Below are 17883 nucleotides of genomic sequence, written 5' to 3' on the forward strand. Positions count from 1 at the left end.
TTTTGAGTCTACTAATCTTCCTGGATTATTTCAGTTACTTTCCACATTCAACCAAATCATTCTATATCCAAATTTGAAAGGAGACACCTATTCATGGCTAAAAAAGAATTCCAGGCTGAATCCAAACGCTTGCTGGATATGATGATCAACTCCATTTACACCCAAAGAGAAATCTTTTTGAGAGAATTGATCTCCAACTCCAGTGACGCCATTGACAAAATATATTACAAAGCATTGACGGACGACACACTTGTCTTCAACAAAGAGGACTACTACATCAAGCTTACCATCGACAAAGAGAACCGTACGCTCACGCTGACCGATACAGGAATCGGGATGACCCAGGAAGAGCTGGAGAACAATCTGGGGGTTATCGCGAAGAGTGGATCGCTGGCGTTCAAGAAAGAGAATGAAGCCAAAGACGGTCACAACATCATCGGACAATTCGGGGTTGGTTTCTACTCCGCATTTATGGTGGCGGACAAGCTGACGGTAACCAGTAAAACGCTGGGCAGCGACGAAGCATGGAAATGGGAATCCGAAGGTGCGGACGGGTACACGATCTCTCCTGCCGAGAAAGATTCCGTGGGTACGGAAATCGTCCTGACGATCAAACAAAATACCGAGGAAGATTCGTATGACGAATTTTTGGAAGAGTACCGCCTGAGATCCATCGTCAAGAAATACTCCGACTTCATTCGCTACCCAATCAAGATGGATGTGACAGGTCAGCGTCCGAAGGAAGGTACGGAGAACGAGTTCGAGGAGTACAAAGAAGAGCAAACCGTGAACAGCATGGTGCCGATCTGGCGCAAAAATAAAAGCGAATTGACCGAAGAAGACTACACTAACTTCTATATGGAAAAACGCTACGGTTTTGACAAACCACTCAAACACTTGCACATCAGCGCGGATGGCGCAGTGGTATATAATGCGATCCTGTTTATCCCGGAGAACACACCGTTTGATTATTATACAAAAGAGTATGAAAAAGGCCTCGAACTGTACTCCAACGGTGTATTGATCATGGATAAATGCGGCGATTTGCTGCCAGATTACTTCGGATTTGTAAAAGGTATGGTGGACTCGGAAGATCTGTCCCTGAACATCTCCCGTGAAATGCTGCAACATGACCGTCAGCTCAGTCTGATCGCGAAGAACATCAAAAACAAGATCAAGAGCCAACTGCAAAGCTTGCTCAAAGACGAGCGTGAGAATTACGAGAAATTCTATCAAGCGTTTGGCCGTCAGCTGAAGTATGGCGTATACAGCGACTATGGCGTGAACAAGGACACCCTGCAGGATCTGCTCTTGTTCTCTTCTTCCAAAGAGAAGAAGTTGGTTAGCTTGGACGAGTACGTTTCCAGAATGCCGGAAGATCAGAAGTACATCTACTACGCATCTGGTGAATCCATTGAACGGATTGAGAAGCTGCCACAGATCGAGGGTGTACTCGACAAAGGCTATGAAGTCTTGTACTTTACCGACGATATCGATGAGTTTGCAATCAAGATGATTACAAACTACAAAGAGAAAGAATTCAAATCCATCTCTAGCGGTGACCTGGGCATCGAGGACAGTACAGACAAAGAAGAGACAGACGCACAGGACAACGATAACAAAGAGTTGTTCGAAGCGATGCAAGCGCAGCTCGGCGGCAAAGTAAAAGCTGTTAAAGCTTCCAAACGCCTGAGAAGCCACCCGGTATGTTTGTCCACTGAAGGTGAGCTGACGATTGAGATGGAGAAAATCCTGAAAGCCATGCCGAACAGCGAAAATGTACAGGCAGATAAAGTGCTGGAGATCAACGTAAATCACGATGTCTTCAAATCCTTGAAAGACGCATTCGCACAGGATAAAGAAAAACTGAGCCTTTACACAAGCTTGCTGTATCATCAAGCATTGCTGATCGAAGGACTGCCAATTCAAGACCCGGTAGAGTTTACCAATGACATCTGCAAAGTTATGGTGTAAAATCCGCAATACTGCAGTAATATAACGGTGTAACAAGAAAGCAGGGTTACAACATTTTAAGCAACGTAAGGGTTCAAGGTACGGTTGATTTCTTCTGAAACCTGCAACGTCCTAACCCTTGCACCCACCATCTCCACTCCGACAGGGTGTTTCCGTCCTGTCGGTTTTTTTTATTGTAAGGATAGATGTGTTAATTCTGTTGGGGTTGAAACATATCGATAAAAAAGCTGATTCATTTTCTTGACATTCCAATGACAGAAAGATCACAATGGCAAGCGACAAAAACCGTTAGAAACCGTGGCCACCTTCATCTCATTAATCACAGACCTCGAAATTTTTAGGTTGGAAAACCGCTCACGAAACTTTCATAGAGGAACTGTCGCACCTAATTTTACAATTCGTGATAAAAAAATGAGGCTATGAGGTAGCCATTTGTTATAGATAGTGGTTCCTCCAGATGTAATTTTCAAAAAAAATGAATGAAACTATTTTTTACTGAAATTACTTTTGCATTGATACAAACTATTCACCGTGATACAATTTGTATCAAAAGCGATATTGAGAGGTGAAAGTATATTAAAGCATTATCCTCACCTAAACCTTTTGATAATTATTTTAAAATATGGGCCATTGTTTTACCTATAAATTCTTGGGTTTTAATGCCTTCAAATCCAGGAACAACGCCCGGGCTACTTTTATCCTTGTTATCAGTTGTTTTTGTGCTTTTATTTGCTATTAGTATAAAATTTAAAAACAATGTTAAACAGGTAACTAATTATTTTTATAGAGACTTAATTATTTTCGTTTACGTGTTAACGCTATTTAACGGTTTAGCACAATTAACTGTCTTATTCAAAATGAATGATGGATATGACTACGATTTCGTGCACAATGTTATATTAGTTAACGAAAATGGACATGTTTTTTTAAGATCTAGCTTATTTACTCAATCCATTTATCTTATTGCTGCTTCAATAATTTGCTTTTACACTAAGTATTTTTACAAGAAAGAGTGGAATAAGTACATATTCATAGGTACTTCTATATTTCTTATATATGGGTTTTACGAATGGATTTATTATTTACTATTTGGAACAACTGGAGACTTTTTAAGTAACAGAGTATTTGCTTTAGATATTAACGGTGATCCTAGATTGGGGAGCATGAGTCAGAGAACTGATGCTTTTGGAATAGATACACTCAGAATGAAGAGTCTAACAGGAGAGCCAAGCGCTTTCGCGCTAACTGTATTACCTCTCTGGATATTCGCAATACATTTACGCAAACCTTTATTCCACATTCCCATGCTAATAGCATTAATTTTATCTACCTCTTCTACTGCATTTTTAGGAATATTAATTTATTTCATGTATAGAGTTTTGCGCTATCATTTAAGAGATAGGTATTGTCAAATACTCATATATTTCTCCACAATTCTAGTTATCCTAAATTATAAAAGAGTTGCATCTGTTCTTGAATTCTTACTATTTAATAAGATAGATTCCCACTCTGGAATTCAAAGATCCTCTTCTATGTTCACGCATCTAGAATATTTTTCCCATATGCCATTTTTTAATAAATTGTTCGGGGTTGGATTTGGATATGTTCGCTCAACCGATTTTTTCTCTACGTTATTGGTTAATAGCGGTATTATTGGATTTATTTTCTTTAGCATATTTTTCTTATATCCAATGTTTAAATTAAAGAGAAACTATTTTAATGATGGTCTTAAAATTTCTTTGCTAATCATTTATGTATCCTTAATGATATCCGTCCCGGAATTTTCCTACTTGACTACATGGTTATTTTTAGGAATAAGTTACAATCAGCTAGCGAGAGAAAAAAAAACAACCATTCTTCATAACTTGAATCTCGCAAAATTTCAATCATCAAAAGTAATGTGAGTATGTCGGGACTTAGAATTAAATGTTCGGTAAAGTAGATTTCTCATTCTTTGAGGGATACTTTACCGAACTTTTTTTAAGAGAATTTAATCAATGGAATACGTTGTACTTATTTACTCAACTTTCGCACCTAGAATGTTGACTTAAACCCTTAAAGGCGTAAGTAAGAATTCAATACAGTTACTCCTATTGACAAAAAAACACCCCGCTTGTTTGGTTCATGGAAGTGTTGAGCAACCATGCCTGTCCAAACAACCTCGTTTTTCTAAACTTTTTCCTACGCTTCACATCGGGAAAGCCCTCAAGCATTCCAAATCGTTTGGCTTTCGATTTTAGCGATTTTTAGAATTGTATTCTCTCTGGTCTTTGAGGGACAGAACTGGACGCTGAATATTGAATAATATTATCATTATCATTTAGGTGCACGGATAATAGTCTGGCAGGGTATAATAAGAGAAGACGACTGTGCATCACAAGTTGATGTGAGAAGAGATGACAATCGCAGACAGGTTTTGCTTTTCGAAACTGCAGAATATGTGTATAATCACTCAAAATAGAGACAGTCGGCTAGGAGTGATCAAAACATGCAATGGAACGATCTGAGAGAACATAGACAATATCCTGAACTAACGAAACTGGATGGAGCTCGTGCAGCCTATGAGCGCGACTATTCCAGACTGATACATTCACCGACTTTTCGTCGGCTGCAAGGCAAATCGCAGGTGTTTGGTGCAGGAACGGGCGATTATTATCGCACACGATTGACTCACTCTCTGGAGGTGGCGCAGATTGCGCGAGAAGCGGCAAGAAGCTTGCTGCGTCGCTACCCGGAGGTGGAGTTGAACCAGGCGGACAGCCCCGGACTGATTATTGATTCGGAAGTGGTGGAGTGTGCCGCGATTGCGCATGATTTCGGTCACCCGCCTTTTGGGCATAAAGGGGAAGAGGTGCTGGATGGCATCCTCGATGATCTCATCAACACAGAGGTCAAGAAAATCATGAAGAAAAATCGCGGGGCCAAATCACCCCAACCGGAACCGGAGATTCGTGCAGAGCTGAAGCGGAAATATGAGCATTTTGAAGGCAATGCGCATAACTTCCGTCTCATTATGTTTCTGGAAAAACGGGAAGATATTGATGGGCTGAACCTGTCCGACGCGGTGCTGCTGGGCATCAACAAGTACCCTTATCCTGGCACGGAGAGCAAGAAAGGCATGTATCATCATGAATGGCAGTATATCCGCGAGATTCGCAATCGTTGGGACATCCCTGCTGGCAAAAAGACGCTTGAAGCGCAGCTGATGGACCTCTGCGACGATATTGCGTATTCTGCACATGATCTGGAAGATGGCATCAAGGCAGGCAAAATCGAAGTACACGAGCATTTCCTGCAAGATCCGCATATCAATCGACTGATTGTGGATAAGATTACCACGCTGGAGGATCTGTTCTGGAACGGATGGACAAGGGAAGCGATTGGCAAAAAAGTTGAAGAAGTCCTCGCTTCGTTCCTGCGCATCTGGAATGAAAAGATGCCGTTCTGCGAGCATGATTACTCACGCACCCGCCGTGAGGTCAAGGCTTACTGGGTCAGCCTTTTTGTCGCTAGCCTGGGAGTTATTGATAATGGAGACTGGAAAAAGGTGACGTTTGTCCGTGAAGGTGCCGAGGATCTCGATATGCTGCGTACGGTGAGTGTGCTCAAGAGTTTTGCCTGGGTGACCATGATTCGTGACCTACGTGTGCAGAGGTTGCAAAAGCGCAGTGAATGGATGATTAAGCGTCTGTGGGATGCTTTCCTTGACCCGGAAACGTCCAAATCCATTATTCCGTCCGATTGGCTGCAACGCTATGAGAAGGATCAGGCGAAGGAGAATCCGATCTGGACTTGGGAGCACATGGTGATCGATTATATAGCCGGGATGACGGATGCTTTTGCCGAGAAAATATACAATGAACTATACGGTCTCAAGGTCGGTTCCATCTACGATCTGGATTAGAGATAAGCGAGACGAAGGGAGATGAGACGCTTGGGTGCGAACATCAGTGGAAAATACAATCTGGGCGTACTTGACCTTGTTCCAAGGTTGAACGGCGCCACAGCAGAACAGGCGCTGCAACAATCCGTTACACTTGCGCAGCATGCTGAAGCATGGGGCTATTCAAGGTACTGGACGTCTGAGCACCATGACATGGACGAACTTGCATCAGCATCACCGGAAGTATTGCTTGCCCATATTGGCGCGCGAACGAACACGATCCAGCTTGGCTCCGGTGCCGTACTGTTACCACATTATAGCCCGCTTAAGGTAGCGGAGTCGTTCCGACTGTTGGCGGCGCTCTACCCGGGGCGCATTGAGTTAGGCTTGGGACGTGCTCCTGGGGGCGGTCCCCATGCAACGATGGCCTTGAGTGGCAATTACTTGCAACATGTGTCCAAGTTGCCTGAATCGCTCGCTGCACTGACTGAACTTCTGGAAGACCGTTATTCCTATGAAGAACATCCAGTGACGGCCCGTCCGATTCCGGAGCTTCCATTATCCTTATGGATGCTGGGTACCAACGTGAAGAGTGCTGAGTTTGCCGCCCGATTTGGTATGGGGTATGTATTCGGACAATTCATGAGTGATGCGGATGGTACGGAGGCTGTGCGGCGTTATCGGGAGGGCTTTATCCCCAGCGCCAATAGGAAAGAGCCGGAGGTTATGGTTGCTGTCAGTGTGCTGTGCGCTGAGACGCAGGAAGAAGCGTTGTCCTGGAGCCGCGAAATGACGGAGAGACGCAGAACCGTTGGAAAAGAAATTTCAGCGCAGTCTGACAATGTCAGCACAAGTACCAGCACCAACGACAGGACCGATGCCAATGAGAATGAAGTACAACGGCATTATGCCGGTACACCTGAACAGGTCTGGAATCAGCTGCAGCAGGTGTGCCAAAGGCTGAATACGGATCGACTGCTTGTAGTGACAACTGGACCGGATTACGAGCGAAGGTTGGCCTCATACAAGTTACTGGTGAACGCATAAGAGTACGGCTTTTAGCCGTTATGATACTAAGAATGGCGGGTTCCATACCCGCCATCTGCATGGAGTCAAATCGTAAGAGCTGCAGATCGGATATTTGCCGTATGCTGCAGCTCTTTTTTGCTTCATTTTAGCCTGAATTTTACATCATTCGATTCCGTTCAACAGGTGATGTGAAATAATCACAAGATTTTACAAAATAAAGCATGACTAAAACAAAAGAATGTTATAATACTTTACGTCTCTTTTCCTATAGATATAATATAGAAAAGAGTATTTTGCAAGATGCCAAAAGAAGGGTAAAACAACGACAAAAGCACCTAAAATACGGAAGTGGCCGAAGATGGGCACAAGGGGGAAATCATATGTTCAGCAGATTCAGGATCAAGAGTATCGGTCTGCGTATCAGCATCGCGTTCTATCTATTAATCCTCTGTTTAATTCTTCTTAGTGTCACGATTGTTACACAAATGAACTCGATGGAAAAAAACACGAATATGATCACCAATAACTGGATGCCCTCCATCCAGCAGATTAACCGTTTGAATTATACAACAGAACATATTTTGTCATTGAGCTATCGCCATTATGATGCACAGGCAGGGGCCAAAGCGGACCTCGCTGAAGAGCGCACTAAATACATTCGCGAAACGGCTCAGGCTATTAAAATATATGATCAGCAGGAGAAGATGGCTGAAGAAAAAGAACATTGGGAAGCGTTAAAGACAACGTGGGAAGCTTACCTCAAGATTAACACGCAATCCATCAAGCTGAGTGACGAAGGTCAGGAGCAACTGGCTAAGGAAGTATCCGAAAAAGGGGCCGCCTCCTTCGATGCCATGCAAGTCCATCTGGACTATCTGGTGGACTACAATCAGGAGCAGTCCGATCTCTCAGCGGCTCAGACGATCAGATCCGTACAGGATGGCCGAATCATTATTGTCATTGGTGTTCTCGTGATGATTATCATTACGGCGATTGCGATCCCGATCATCCGTTCACAAGTCGTTAAACCGCTGCTTCGGGTGATTAGTGCGGTGAAACTGATTGCGGAAGGTCAATTGAATGTCCAGGACATACATACCAAACATGAAGACGAAGTTGGTGTTCTTGCCAAAGCCGTGAATGACATGAAAGGTAATCTGACCTCCATGGTACTGAATGTCAGACGAATCGCTGAAGCCGTCAACCGCCAAAGCAGCGAATTGGCCATTTCCTCTGAAGAGGTTAAGATCGGCAGTCGCCAAATTGCCATAACGATGGAAGAGTCCGCAAAAGCGGCAGAGAGTCAGGCGGAAACGGCTGTTGAATCTGCCCGTACTGTCGAGGGATTGAACGCACATATTCAGCAACATTCGGAGCAGGGAAACCAGCTTCGGCTGATGTCGGACCTCATTCTGAAACAAGGGCTGACCGGTCGCGAATCCATGGAGCAATCCGTGAATCAGATGCAGCAGATTGCTGGCGCAGTTTCATCTTCCATGAACAAGATGGAACAGCTGGATCGCAAAAACGAAGACATATCGCAGTTGGTTCAAGTCATTCATGACATTGCGCGCCAGACCAATCTGCTCGCATTGAATGCTTCCATTGAAGCTGCCCGTGCAGGAGAGAGCGGACTCGGATTTGCAGTTGTTGCAGCAGAAGTGCGAAAGTTGTCCGAAGCCGTTCGGACTTCTGTGGAAGAGATTACCCTCATTACGGAGGATATTCAGAAGGATTCCCAGGGTGTTGTTGAGGAATTGCGAACAGGTGTACTGGAGACAGAGCGCGGGCAGCAGCAAGTACGTAATTCCGGCAATCTGTTCCGTACCATTAGTGAGTCGGTAGAGGGTATGGTACAGGTCATTGGTACAATGACGGATGGACTGGAAGGCATGCAGGAAGCGAGCGGACGTATGAATGATTTCAGTCAACAAATTTCGGCAGTATCCGAAGAATCAGCGGCCAGTGTTGAGGAAGTGTCAGCGTCGGCCGAGGAACAGGTGAGTTCAATGGAAACGATTAGCGGCAATATTCAAACCTTGAAAGACCTGTCCGAAGATCTGCTTGCCTCCATTGAAAAATTAAAAATATAAAACCTCTTCTTATAATAGAAGAAACATGAAGGACGGCTACCATGTTGAGCTCTACAAACATCAAAGATTCAGTTGTTGGAAGTTACGTATATACCTTCGCTTGCCATGATAATGAACGTGCTCTATGTGAACTGGAGTTGGGAACGATGCTCGTTCCTGGCACAGATATTGGTTCAGACGACCACGCCTATGTTCGCTCCAATCTATGCATCCCACCAGGTAGAAGCCCGTTTGTCCGGGGCAGACTGGATGTGATGGCCGAAGCGGATACAGTAGCAGGTCTAAAACCTGCCGCTTCACAAATCGACCTGTCATCTGGTGAAACGTTCAAGGTTGTCTGCTTGAAAGAGGGAGATGATATGCCGGATTATGCGCATTCCCGTCTGCTGGAAAAAGAGCTGGGCATGTGCATTCAAGGCAAAGCTATGATGAAACAGCCTGACGTGACTTTTGGACTAATGCATGTGAATGGTAAATGGCTCTTCGGTCAATGGACAGAAGCCGATCGCTCGTGGCAAACCCATCATCAGAAGCCGCAAAATTACTCCACAGGCCTTGGTGTTACGTTAGCCAGAGCGTTGGTCAATATTGCTATTCCGCAAGTGCAGGGACATCAGTTGCTCGATCCGTGCTGCGGAATGGGAACCGTTGTCATTGAGGCGTTGTCGATGGGCATTGAGGCAAAAGGAAATGATTTGAACCCTTTGGCGGTACAGGGTTCGCGCATGAATCTTCCTCATTATGGGTATGATCCAGCCAGAATTACCCTCGGCGATATGAATGATCTGGAAGGTTTCTACGATGCAGCCATTCTGGACATGCCATATAATCTCTGTTCTGTTCTTCCGGATGAGGAACAACTTGCCATGTTGGCCAGTTTGAAGAGACTTGCAGGACGGGCAGTTATCGTTTCCACCGAATGGGTGGAGGGGCACATTCTGGATGCCGGATGGAACATCGATCAGTATCGGACGGTGAGCAAAGGCACGTTTATACGTCACATTTGGCTATGCACCTAGAACGACTGTACTGAAAATAACAGAAAAAACCTCCATACCGGAAAAAATCCATTTTCCGGTATGGAGGTTTTTGATTTTCGTAGGGAAACTACGACACATGGATTTGTACAATTTCACATAGGGACATCAAGCATTTTTAGTATTTATGACTATAATTCACCAGATTGAGCGGAAGGGTTTCCCCGGCAATATAGGCTTCCAAATTTTGTACAAAAATATCAAGGGCCCGTTCGGTGTATTGCTCTGTACTGCCAGCGATGTGCGGCGTAATCAGGACGTTCTCCTTACCCCACAGTGGATGATCGGCAGGGAGTGGCTCCTCCTCGAATACGTCAAGTGCAGCAAAGGCAACTTGTCCACTGTCCAGTGCATCCAGCAGAGCTTCCGTATTCACGCTTGGGCCACGTCCCACGTTAACGAAACAGGAACCGGATTTGAAATGCTCAAATGCAGTTTGATTATAGATATGATGGGTTTCATCTGTGAGTGGCAAAATATTGATAATGTAATCGCCTTGCCCCAGTGCTTCATGCAGGCCGGACATATTGTACATTTGGTCTACATTTGGAACGTCTTTTCCGGAGCGCCGAACCCCAATGACGTTCATGCCCAGTGCTTTGAGAATGCGCGCAGTTTCTGATCCAATCTCTCCGACGCCGACGATAACCGCTGTTTTGCCATGCAATTCGGGAAGCGGTTTACCTGGTGATTTCCACTCCGCCTGCTGCTGGTGCAGCATCGCTTGTCTGAGCCAGCGGCTGTGGGACAACATCATACCCAGAATAATTTCAGTAATGGGAATGGCGTGTACGCCATTAGCACTGGTTACTAATATGCTTTTTTGTTCCAAATTTGAGAAAGGAAGGTTGTCCACACCTGCGGACCAGACCTGAACCCATTTCAGAGGACTGTTTTCTTTTAGTGCATGCTCGGTTACCAGAGGAGACCAGCCTACGATGATTTCGGCTTCTTTTAACTCCGATGCGTCAATCTCCTTGGCTTTGCCAACCGTAAGTGTATAACCTGGTGCTGCATCCAGAATGCGTTGCTGCTGCTTTGTCGACAAGGATGGAAAACATACAATTTTACCCATAGTTAGTGGCCTCCTGAATACAATTAAGTTGTGGTATTAGTGTAGCAGAAAAGATGGCGATGTGCGTAAAAGGCAGGAATACAGCCTCATGTGCAAATCCCAAAAATTGTGTCACTCTATACTTAACCAACTTGAAACCTTAGAGGCGATTGTGAAATAATAAAACGAACTTTAGAAGAGGTGTGTACCATGAATAACTATTCATATACGGATCTTCCATCCCGACGGGAACGACTATTTACTGCACTTCGGGTGCCGGCACATATTCAGAATTCACTTCAGATGTCTGCGGAACAGGCGCAAGGAAAGCTTGATTTTCGCAAATGGACCGATTATAGAGATTATCATATTACATTGCAATTTCTGGGGGATACCCTTGTTAGTGACATTGGACAACTTCGGAAAGCGCTGCGCTCGGCAACGTTCGGATTCCAGCCTTTTGAACTGCAATTATCCGGATGGGGAACGTTCGGTTTGGAAGAGGCACCAAAGGTACTGTGGAAAGGTGTTGAAGGAGAAACGGATCAACTACATTTTCTGCAAAAACGGCTCGTGGAAGCAACCTCTTCCCTTGGATTTGAGGCTGAATTAAGACCTTATTCTCCTCATATTACGATCGCACGTAAATTTCTGGGTCGGGACCCAGGAAATGAAGATAAAGGAATATTTGAAGTGCTTCCAGGACAATTTTTAGGTGTTAATTCTTGGATAGTGCAAGATTTTGTGCTTTATGTGACACAGCCAGGTCAGGCGCCGATGTATGAGGTCGTGGATACGTTTTCTTTTTCCTGAAACTCATTGATATGACATAAAATCACATTGACATTACGTTATTCCCTATGTAATATTAGCCATCGTTATTCAAATTCTTTTTTTGTGGTTACTTAGATTAGGGAATTGTTTCGACAGGAGGAATCTTCGAATGGATATTATAAGCAAGAATCGTTGGGTGGCACCGATGTTATCTGTGCTGCTTGTATGTATAGTGGGGGCTAACGTCGTTCAGGCGACTGGAAAATGGAATGAGGCAAGTGATAGCAAACAGATGACCGAACTAGCGGCTTCTGCAGAAAATAGCGAAAATTCTTTTAGCGGAGACAGGCGAATGATGGAAGACGGGACAAGTCTATCTACTGATGCGTCCATTCAGACTGATAACTGGACCAATTCGCTCCCGGCCAAGAACTGGCTGACGGCTGCCCAGGAAGAGCAGGAACAAAAAGAAGCCAAGGCTAAACATGCGGCCCGAGCTGCAGCAGCGGCCAAAGCGAAGAAAGAGGCTGCTCTGAAATTGGCCAAGGTAGAGCATGCCAAAGCGGTAGCTGCAATTACGACTCCCCCCCAAAAACTTTACTTTACACGGACCAAACTCCTGAACCAGGAAGACTCGAAACTTGCAACCTGGTCATACAGTGTGTCCGATAAAGAGCTGCTCCTGCTGCAAAAAATCGTCATGGCAGAGGCGGAAGGTGAACCGTACGAAGGCAAAGTGGCAGTTGCCAATGTTGTCTTAAACCGGCTGCGGTCAGCCAATTTTCCCGATACCATTTACAAAGTAATCTACCAGAAATCTCAATTCAGTCCTGTAGCGAACGGGCGCTTGAAACGTGTTACTCCCAATGAGGACAGCGTCAAGGCTGTTAATGCAGCGTTGAATGGGAAAAAGGAAGTCGCCGATGATACGTATTATTTCTTGTCATTGACGCTTGCAGATGATCTGACAGTGGCTCGCTCCCAGAAAAAAGTGAAAACGATCGGGCATCATACTTTTTACAAGTAATTGACCTGTAAATTCTGCAAACAGGCAGGGTAGTTAACTATGTATTGGCTACATAGACCTTGAAAAGCCCTGTAATGCAGTTTTATTTCGTCGTTTTTAAATTAATTGGTGATGAGAGTTTGTTATTTAAATTACCCTTTTTTGCAGCAAATCATACGGAGATATGAATGAAATAAAAGAAGGTTCCCTTCCGAATCAATGGAGGGGAACCTTCTTTATGCATGTCCTTAAGAGATGAAACGCCCTCGTAGGACGACTAGAGGGGGTCATAGAGCTGCTAGAATGGGATTCGGGTACCTGACAGCGAAGTTGCCCCAATTCCGGCTGTGAAGCGCTCTTTGGGCGCGGATGTGACTTCCGCTGTAGCCGGGAACAATAAATCATGGACAGCCTGGGCACAACACGTTGGATCATAGGTGTTTCTGCTCCCTTGTTTATGAACTGATTTCAGCTGGCTTTCAGCTTGACGTGGTGCATAGATTTGCTCACATAAATGCCTGAAGCGATTGTCAATAACGTCAGCAGAGTGAATGACCTGACCGTATCCGGCTTGTACAAAATATTCACAGTTTTCTTCTTCCTGTCCCGGCAATGGAGGTACGAATAACATCGGCAAGCCTTTAGCCAATGCTTCTGTACAAGTCATGCCACCTGGCTTCGTAATCAGCACATCGGATACGTCCATCAGTTTGCTGACCTCGCGGGTATACCCGAGAATGCGTATGTTCGGATGCTGGAAGCAGGACATTTCCTTCAACTTGGCAATCATTTTCTCATTGCTTCCCAGACAGAACAGCAGTTGTACTCGATCCGCCCATGACGTGAGGGCCTTCATATGCTCTTCATCAAAGGAAAGTCCCCATCCGCCACCCATCAGCAGAGCAGTGGGCATGTTCTGAAGCCCCATTTCCTGTCTGAGGCTAACCTTGTCTCCTGCTTCCCAGAAGTCAGGATGTACAGGAATGCCAGTGATTTGGATGCGAGAGGGCTCAACACCCCTGATCTCAAGCAGAGCCTTTACCTGTGGTGTGGATACCAAGTATTTGTTGACCTCGGGATTAATCCACGTTGCATGTACGTCGTAGTCTGTAACGAGCGTATATAGTGGAATATTAAGTCCCTGACGTTTCAGTCGTGAGATGACCGCATTCGGAAATGGATGGGTACAGATCACGGCATCGGGTTTCAATTGGGATACAACTTGAGCCGTCTGTGTATAGAAAATCCGGTGCAAGGCCAGCTTGGTGAATCCGTTTAGTGATTTGTTGTATTGCGTCCGATACAGCAGACTGACCAACTTGGGCTGAACGGTTAGTGTCTTGCGGTATGCGGACAGAATAAGCGGAGCCATGGTTGGATTTAAAAATTTGCCGAGCTCAATGACCCGACTATGCACATGTGGACTGACTTTCTTAATGCCGCTTGCGAGCGCATGGGCGGCCTGGGTGTGACCGGTGCCGAAACCTTCGGATAACAAGAGCACTCTTGGTTTTCGCATGAGTTCACCTTTATTCATCAATTTAAATTTAACATTCACAGTCATACCGCACGTTGCATTACTACATGAATATACAGCGAAGCGGAAAATCATGTTCATTCGTTACATATTTACACTATAGTTAATGTTCTGATACATCGAAACTTCGTCTTTATCCGTGTTGTTGGAGTCATCATACACTATAGACGACGATTGAAGCAGTTTCCACTGCATTTCGGTTAAAAAAAATTAACACAAATTTTTAATGTTAGGGTTGCAATCTGATGATGAGAGTGGTAACCTTGGTTTTGACCGAATGACCGAATTGTATTTATGGTCATTTTAATGAGGACGATCAACGAAAATGAGGAGGGATATGATGGCTCCGATTGACAGGAGACAGCAGGTCATTCATGCAGCCTCGCAGTCTTTTGCCATGTTTGGATACAAGGCAACCACGATGGATCAGGTAGCGAAGATTGCGAATGTTGGCAAGGGAACGATCTACACGTTCTTTACGAATAAGGAACAATTGTTTGATCAGATTTTGGTGGAAGTAATCCAGGAAATGAAGAACATTGCTCATCGTGAAGTTCATCAGGAAAGTGCTTTTTTTGATAATCTGTTTCGTGTGCTTGATTCATTGCTGGAGTTTCGCCGTGATCACGATTTGCTGGTTAAATTGTCCCAGGAGCTTAAGGATTTTGGAACTCTTCAGGCCAAGGAAGGTTTGGAGAAAGTGGAGAAAGTCATCTCCGATTTTCTGGCTCGGGAGCTTGAGAAGGCAAGAAGCAACGGAGAGATTCGTGATTGTGATCCACAGGTAGTAGCCTTTATGATGATTCGTTTGTACATTGCCCTCACCTCAGATTGGAGCAAGCAACACGAGCCGCTGAGCAAAGAGGAAATCAAGAATTACTTTCGCCTTTTCTTAATGGAAGGAATTGCTGCTGCAACGTAACCCGAATTTATTCTACTATAATATGGGTTAGTCATACGATTGAAGGCAGTGAGGCTTGTCGTGAGACAGGTTTGTTTTTTTGCTCTAAAGTGACCGTTTGAGGAAAATAGTCACTTCGTATTTCGGTAAATTTTCCGGAAGGCATCAAATTAATTTCATTATGGTTATTCTGCTTTAAATAGCAGAGAGAACAAGGGGAGAAAATGACATGAAATCTTTATCTGTGTTTTTCAAGGATGTGGGATCGGCCGTGAGAAACCCGAAGGTGTTGATCCCCGTTATTGCAATTTTGTTTATACCGATTCTATATAGTGGTATCTATTTGGTGGCCTACTGGGACCCATATGGTCATGTCGATGAAATGCCGGTTGCGGTTGTTAACCTTGATAAAGGTGCAGAGCTGGAAGGCAAATCATTGCATGTCGGTAGTGACCTCGTCGATGAACTGAAGAAGAATGCAGATTTTAAATGGGACTTTGTCAGTGCCAGCCAAGCCAAAGAAGGCATGGAAAATGACAAGTATTATATGCAAATTACTATTCCGGAAAACTTTTCATCCCAGGCAACCACGTTGCTTGATGACAAGCCAGAGCCGGCTGATCTGATCTACGAACCGAATGGCAATTACAGCTTCGTGGGTGCGCAGATTGGCAAGACGGCCATCAAGGATCTGAAAGCTAAGGTTTCGGCCAAAGTAACGGAATCCTATGCGGAGACACTGCTCGACAAGTTTTCCGAAGTATCGGACGGATTGGCTGAAGCTGGCGACGGCGCAGGAGACTTGAATACAGGCGCAGGCAAGCTGGATGATGGAGCTGTGAAGCTCAAGGATAATCTGGAGAAGCTGGCATCGGGTACATTGGAGCTTCAGGATGGCTTGTCTCCATTAAGTGATGGTGTCAATGCACTGCACACGGGTGCAACCAAACTTGAAAGTGGTACATCGAATCTGGTATCTGGTTTGCAGCAGTTACAAGCAGCGGCGACAAGCCAGCTTCAGAGCGGTGCAGACCAGTTGAAGGACGGCAGTGCCAAGCTGGAAACTGGACTGAAGTCTTCCGTGGACGGAGCAGGCAAGCTGCAAGCAGGTCTGCAATCGTCTGAGCAGGGCAGTGCGAAGCTGTCCGAGGGTCTGCAAAGCGCAGAGCAAGGCAGCGGCACATTGGCTACTGGCCTGCAATCGGCAGTAGACGGCAGCAGCAAGGTTGCTGATGGTGCCCAGGGCGTTGCAGATGGGTTGAAGCAGCTAGCTGCATCCAACCCGGAACTGGCAGCCAGTGAAGACATACAGAAGCTGCTGGCAGCCAGTGCAGCAGTTGCTGAAGGCAGTAAGCAACTGCATGAGAGCGAACAGAAGCTCGCACAGGGGGCAGATCAGCTGCACCAGGGCAATCAGCAACTGGCAGCAGGTGCGTCCGAGCTGCATGGTGGCCAAGAGCAGCTTCTGACGGGTGCGAACCAGTTGGTGGATGGTCAGCAGCAATTGCTGGCGGGAGCTGGACAGCTTAGCCAAGGAGGAGCGAAGCTCTCCGATGGTCTGAAGCAGTTTAGCGGCAAGTTGGGCGAAGCTGCAAGTGGTGGTACATTGCTGGCAGATGGAGCCAAGCAACTGGGCTCAGGAACCACAGCCCTGCAAACGGGTGTAGGTAAACTGAGCGGTGGCGTGAGTTCACTCACGGACGGCTCCAAACAACTCGGTGACGGTGCAGGCAAGCTGGCAGACGGTTTAACTGAGCTGAAAGACGGTTCGAGCGAACTGGCTACCAAGCTGAATGATGCGGCTCAGAAAACGTCAGAAGTCAAGAAAACGGACGATGTGGTGAATATGTTCGCTGAACCTGTGAATACGTCCGAGAACACAACAGAGAACGTGAGCAATTACGGTACAGGGTTGACGCCGTTCTTCCTGTCCATCGGTTTGTTTGTTGGATCATTGATTTCAACGATTGTTTTGAAAATGCGGGAAACTTCTGTACCAGGCGCAACGGGTTGGAACCGTTTTGTCAGCCGTACACTCGTATTCGGCTTTGTGAGCATTATTCAATCCGTAATCGTGGCAAGCTTCATGCTGTACGGTCTTGGACTGGAAACACACAGCGTACCGCTGTTCTATCTGTTCACGATCTTTACGGGACTGACCTTTATGTTTATTGTTCAAGCCCTCGTAACTTGGCTTGACTTGCCAGGACGTTATGTTGTCATCCTGTTATTGGTCTTCCAACTTGCAGCCAGTGCGGGAACCTTCCCGGTAGAGCTGATTCCGTCGTGGCTTCAGGCATTTAGCCCTTGGCTGCCAATGACGCACAGCATCATGGGCTTCAAAGCAGTTGTATCCAGTGGCAATTTCGATGTGATGTGGCATCAGGTCGGTATTCTGGCAATCTATGCAGGTGCATCCGTGCTGCTGACATTGGCTTTCTTCCTTTGGAACGGCAGACGTCGCAAAAAAGAAGTCGAAGTGGCTGAATCGGGTCAAGTGGTGACGGCGTAAGCCGAATTACACCGGAATAGGACAGAATACTGAAAATAAACTTTGAACTCAAGTATCAAAATTATGCAATATAGTAGTCAAAT

The 17883-nt window shown here is 45.5% G+C and carries 11 protein-coding genes and 1 pseudogene; 10 read left to right on the top strand and 2 right to left on the bottom strand.

Annotated features, from left to right (window positions below):
* Positions 1-93 precede the first annotated feature (93 nt).
* The 6 genes and pseudogenes from htpG (at position 94) to ACFVQB_RS12515 (ending at position 9998) form a co-directional block, all read left to right on the top strand.
* On the top strand, positions 94-1974 hold the full coding sequence (htpG, locus tag ACFVQB_RS12495; protein ID WP_379438973.1) for a molecular chaperone HtpG: 1881 nt from the start codon (positions 94-96) through the stop codon (positions 1972-1974).
* 2147 nt (positions 1975-4121) lie between these two features.
* Positions 4122-4261: pseudogene (locus tag ACFVQB_RS34540) on the top strand (IS4 family transposase); the annotation flags it as partial.
* Positions 4262-4462: 201 nt separating this feature from the next.
* Positions 4463-5878: a deoxyguanosinetriphosphate triphosphohydrolase family protein gene (locus tag ACFVQB_RS12500; RefSeq protein ID WP_379438976.1), complete on the top strand. Its 1416-nt coding sequence runs from the start codon at positions 4463-4465 to the stop codon at positions 5876-5878.
* 30 nt (positions 5879-5908) lie between these two features.
* Positions 5909-6904 carry an LLM class flavin-dependent oxidoreductase gene (locus tag ACFVQB_RS12505; protein ID WP_379438980.1) on the top strand — a complete coding sequence of 332 codons (996 nt, stop codon included), beginning with the start codon at positions 5909-5911 and terminating at the stop codon, positions 6902-6904.
* A 362-nt stretch (positions 6905-7266) separates the two neighbouring features.
* Positions 7267-8979, top strand: coding sequence for a methyl-accepting chemotaxis protein (locus ACFVQB_RS12510; protein ID WP_379438982.1), 1713 nt, complete (start codon positions 7267-7269; stop codon positions 8977-8979).
* Positions 8980-9020: 41 nt separating this feature from the next.
* Complete coding sequence (locus ACFVQB_RS12515; RefSeq protein ID WP_379438985.1) at positions 9021-9998, top strand: TRM11 family SAM-dependent methyltransferase; 978 nt, start codon at positions 9021-9023, stop codon at positions 9996-9998.
* A gap of 136 nt (positions 9999-10134) precedes the next feature.
* On the opposite strand, the gene ACFVQB_RS12520 is transcribed toward ACFVQB_RS12515, so the two are convergent.
* Positions 10135-11091, bottom strand: a complete 957-nt coding sequence (locus tag ACFVQB_RS12520; protein ID WP_379438988.1) for a D-2-hydroxyacid dehydrogenase — start codon at positions 11089-11091, stop codon at positions 10135-10137.
* Between the two features lie 189 nt (positions 11092-11280).
* Between ACFVQB_RS12520 and thpR the strand changes: the two genes are divergently transcribed.
* Both thpR and ACFVQB_RS12530 read left to right on the top strand, forming a co-directional pair.
* On the top strand, positions 11281-11883 hold the full coding sequence (gene thpR, locus ACFVQB_RS12525) for an RNA 2',3'-cyclic phosphodiesterase (RefSeq protein ID WP_379438991.1): 603 nt from the start codon (positions 11281-11283) through the stop codon (positions 11881-11883).
* 130 nt (positions 11884-12013) lie between these two features.
* Positions 12014-12871, top strand: a complete 858-nt coding sequence (locus ACFVQB_RS12530; RefSeq protein WP_379438994.1) for a cell wall hydrolase — start codon at positions 12014-12016, stop codon at positions 12869-12871.
* A gap of 277 nt (positions 12872-13148) precedes the next feature.
* On the opposite strand, the gene ACFVQB_RS12535 is transcribed toward ACFVQB_RS12530, so the two are convergent.
* Positions 13149-14369, bottom strand: coding sequence for an MGDG synthase family glycosyltransferase (locus ACFVQB_RS12535; RefSeq protein ID WP_379438997.1), 1221 nt, complete (start codon positions 14367-14369; stop codon positions 13149-13151).
* A gap of 358 nt (positions 14370-14727) precedes the next feature.
* Here ACFVQB_RS12535 and ACFVQB_RS12540 point away from each other — a divergent pair, with 358 nt between their 5' ends.
* The gene (locus ACFVQB_RS12540; protein WP_379439736.1) at positions 14728-15309 is read left to right on the top strand and encodes a TetR/AcrR family transcriptional regulator; all 582 of its coding nucleotides are present in this window, start codon (positions 14728-14730) and stop codon (positions 15307-15309) included.
* A 208-nt stretch (positions 15310-15517) separates the two neighbouring features.
* A complete protein-coding gene (locus ACFVQB_RS12545) occupies positions 15518-17800 on the top strand; it encodes a YhgE/Pip family protein (protein WP_379439000.1) in 2283 nt (760 codons plus the stop codon).
* The last annotated feature ends 83 nt before the right edge of the window (positions 17801-17883 follow it).

Origin of the sequence: Paenibacillus sp. NPDC057886, assembly GCF_042796655.1 — a bacterium.
Lineage (GTDB): Bacteria > Bacillota > Bacilli > Paenibacillales > Paenibacillaceae > Paenibacillus.

Bases quoted from the DNA above. Each gene is read 5' to 3' on its own strand.
- htpG (WP_379438973.1), top strand. From the start codon at position 94: ATGGCTAAAAAAGAATTCCAGGCTGAATCCAAACGCTTGCTGGATATG.
- ACFVQB_RS12500 (WP_379438976.1), top strand. From the start codon at position 4,463: ATGCAATGGAACGATCTGAGAGAACATAGACAATATCCTGAACTAACG.
- ACFVQB_RS12510 (WP_379438982.1), top strand. From the start codon at position 7,267: ATGTTCAGCAGATTCAGGATCAAGAGTATCGGTCTGCGTATCAGCATC.
- ACFVQB_RS12515 (WP_379438985.1), top strand. From the start codon at position 9,021: ATGTTGAGCTCTACAAACATCAAAGATTCAGTTGTTGGAAGTTACGTA.
- ACFVQB_RS12520 (WP_379438988.1), bottom strand. From the start codon at position 11,091: ATGGGTAAAATTGTATGTTTTCCATCCTTGTCGACAAAGCAGCAGCAA.
- thpR (WP_379438991.1), top strand. From the start codon at position 11,281: ATGAATAACTATTCATATACGGATCTTCCATCCCGACGGGAACGACTA.
- ACFVQB_RS12530 (WP_379438994.1), top strand. From the start codon at position 12,014: ATGGATATTATAAGCAAGAATCGTTGGGTGGCACCGATGTTATCTGTG.
- ACFVQB_RS12535 (WP_379438997.1), bottom strand. From the start codon at position 14,369: ATGCGAAAACCAAGAGTGCTCTTGTTATCCGAAGGTTTCGGCACCGGT.
- ACFVQB_RS12540 (WP_379439736.1), top strand. From the start codon at position 14,728: ATGGCTCCGATTGACAGGAGACAGCAGGTCATTCATGCAGCCTCGCAG.
- ACFVQB_RS12545 (WP_379439000.1), top strand. From the start codon at position 15,518: ATGAAATCTTTATCTGTGTTTTTCAAGGATGTGGGATCGGCCGTGAGA.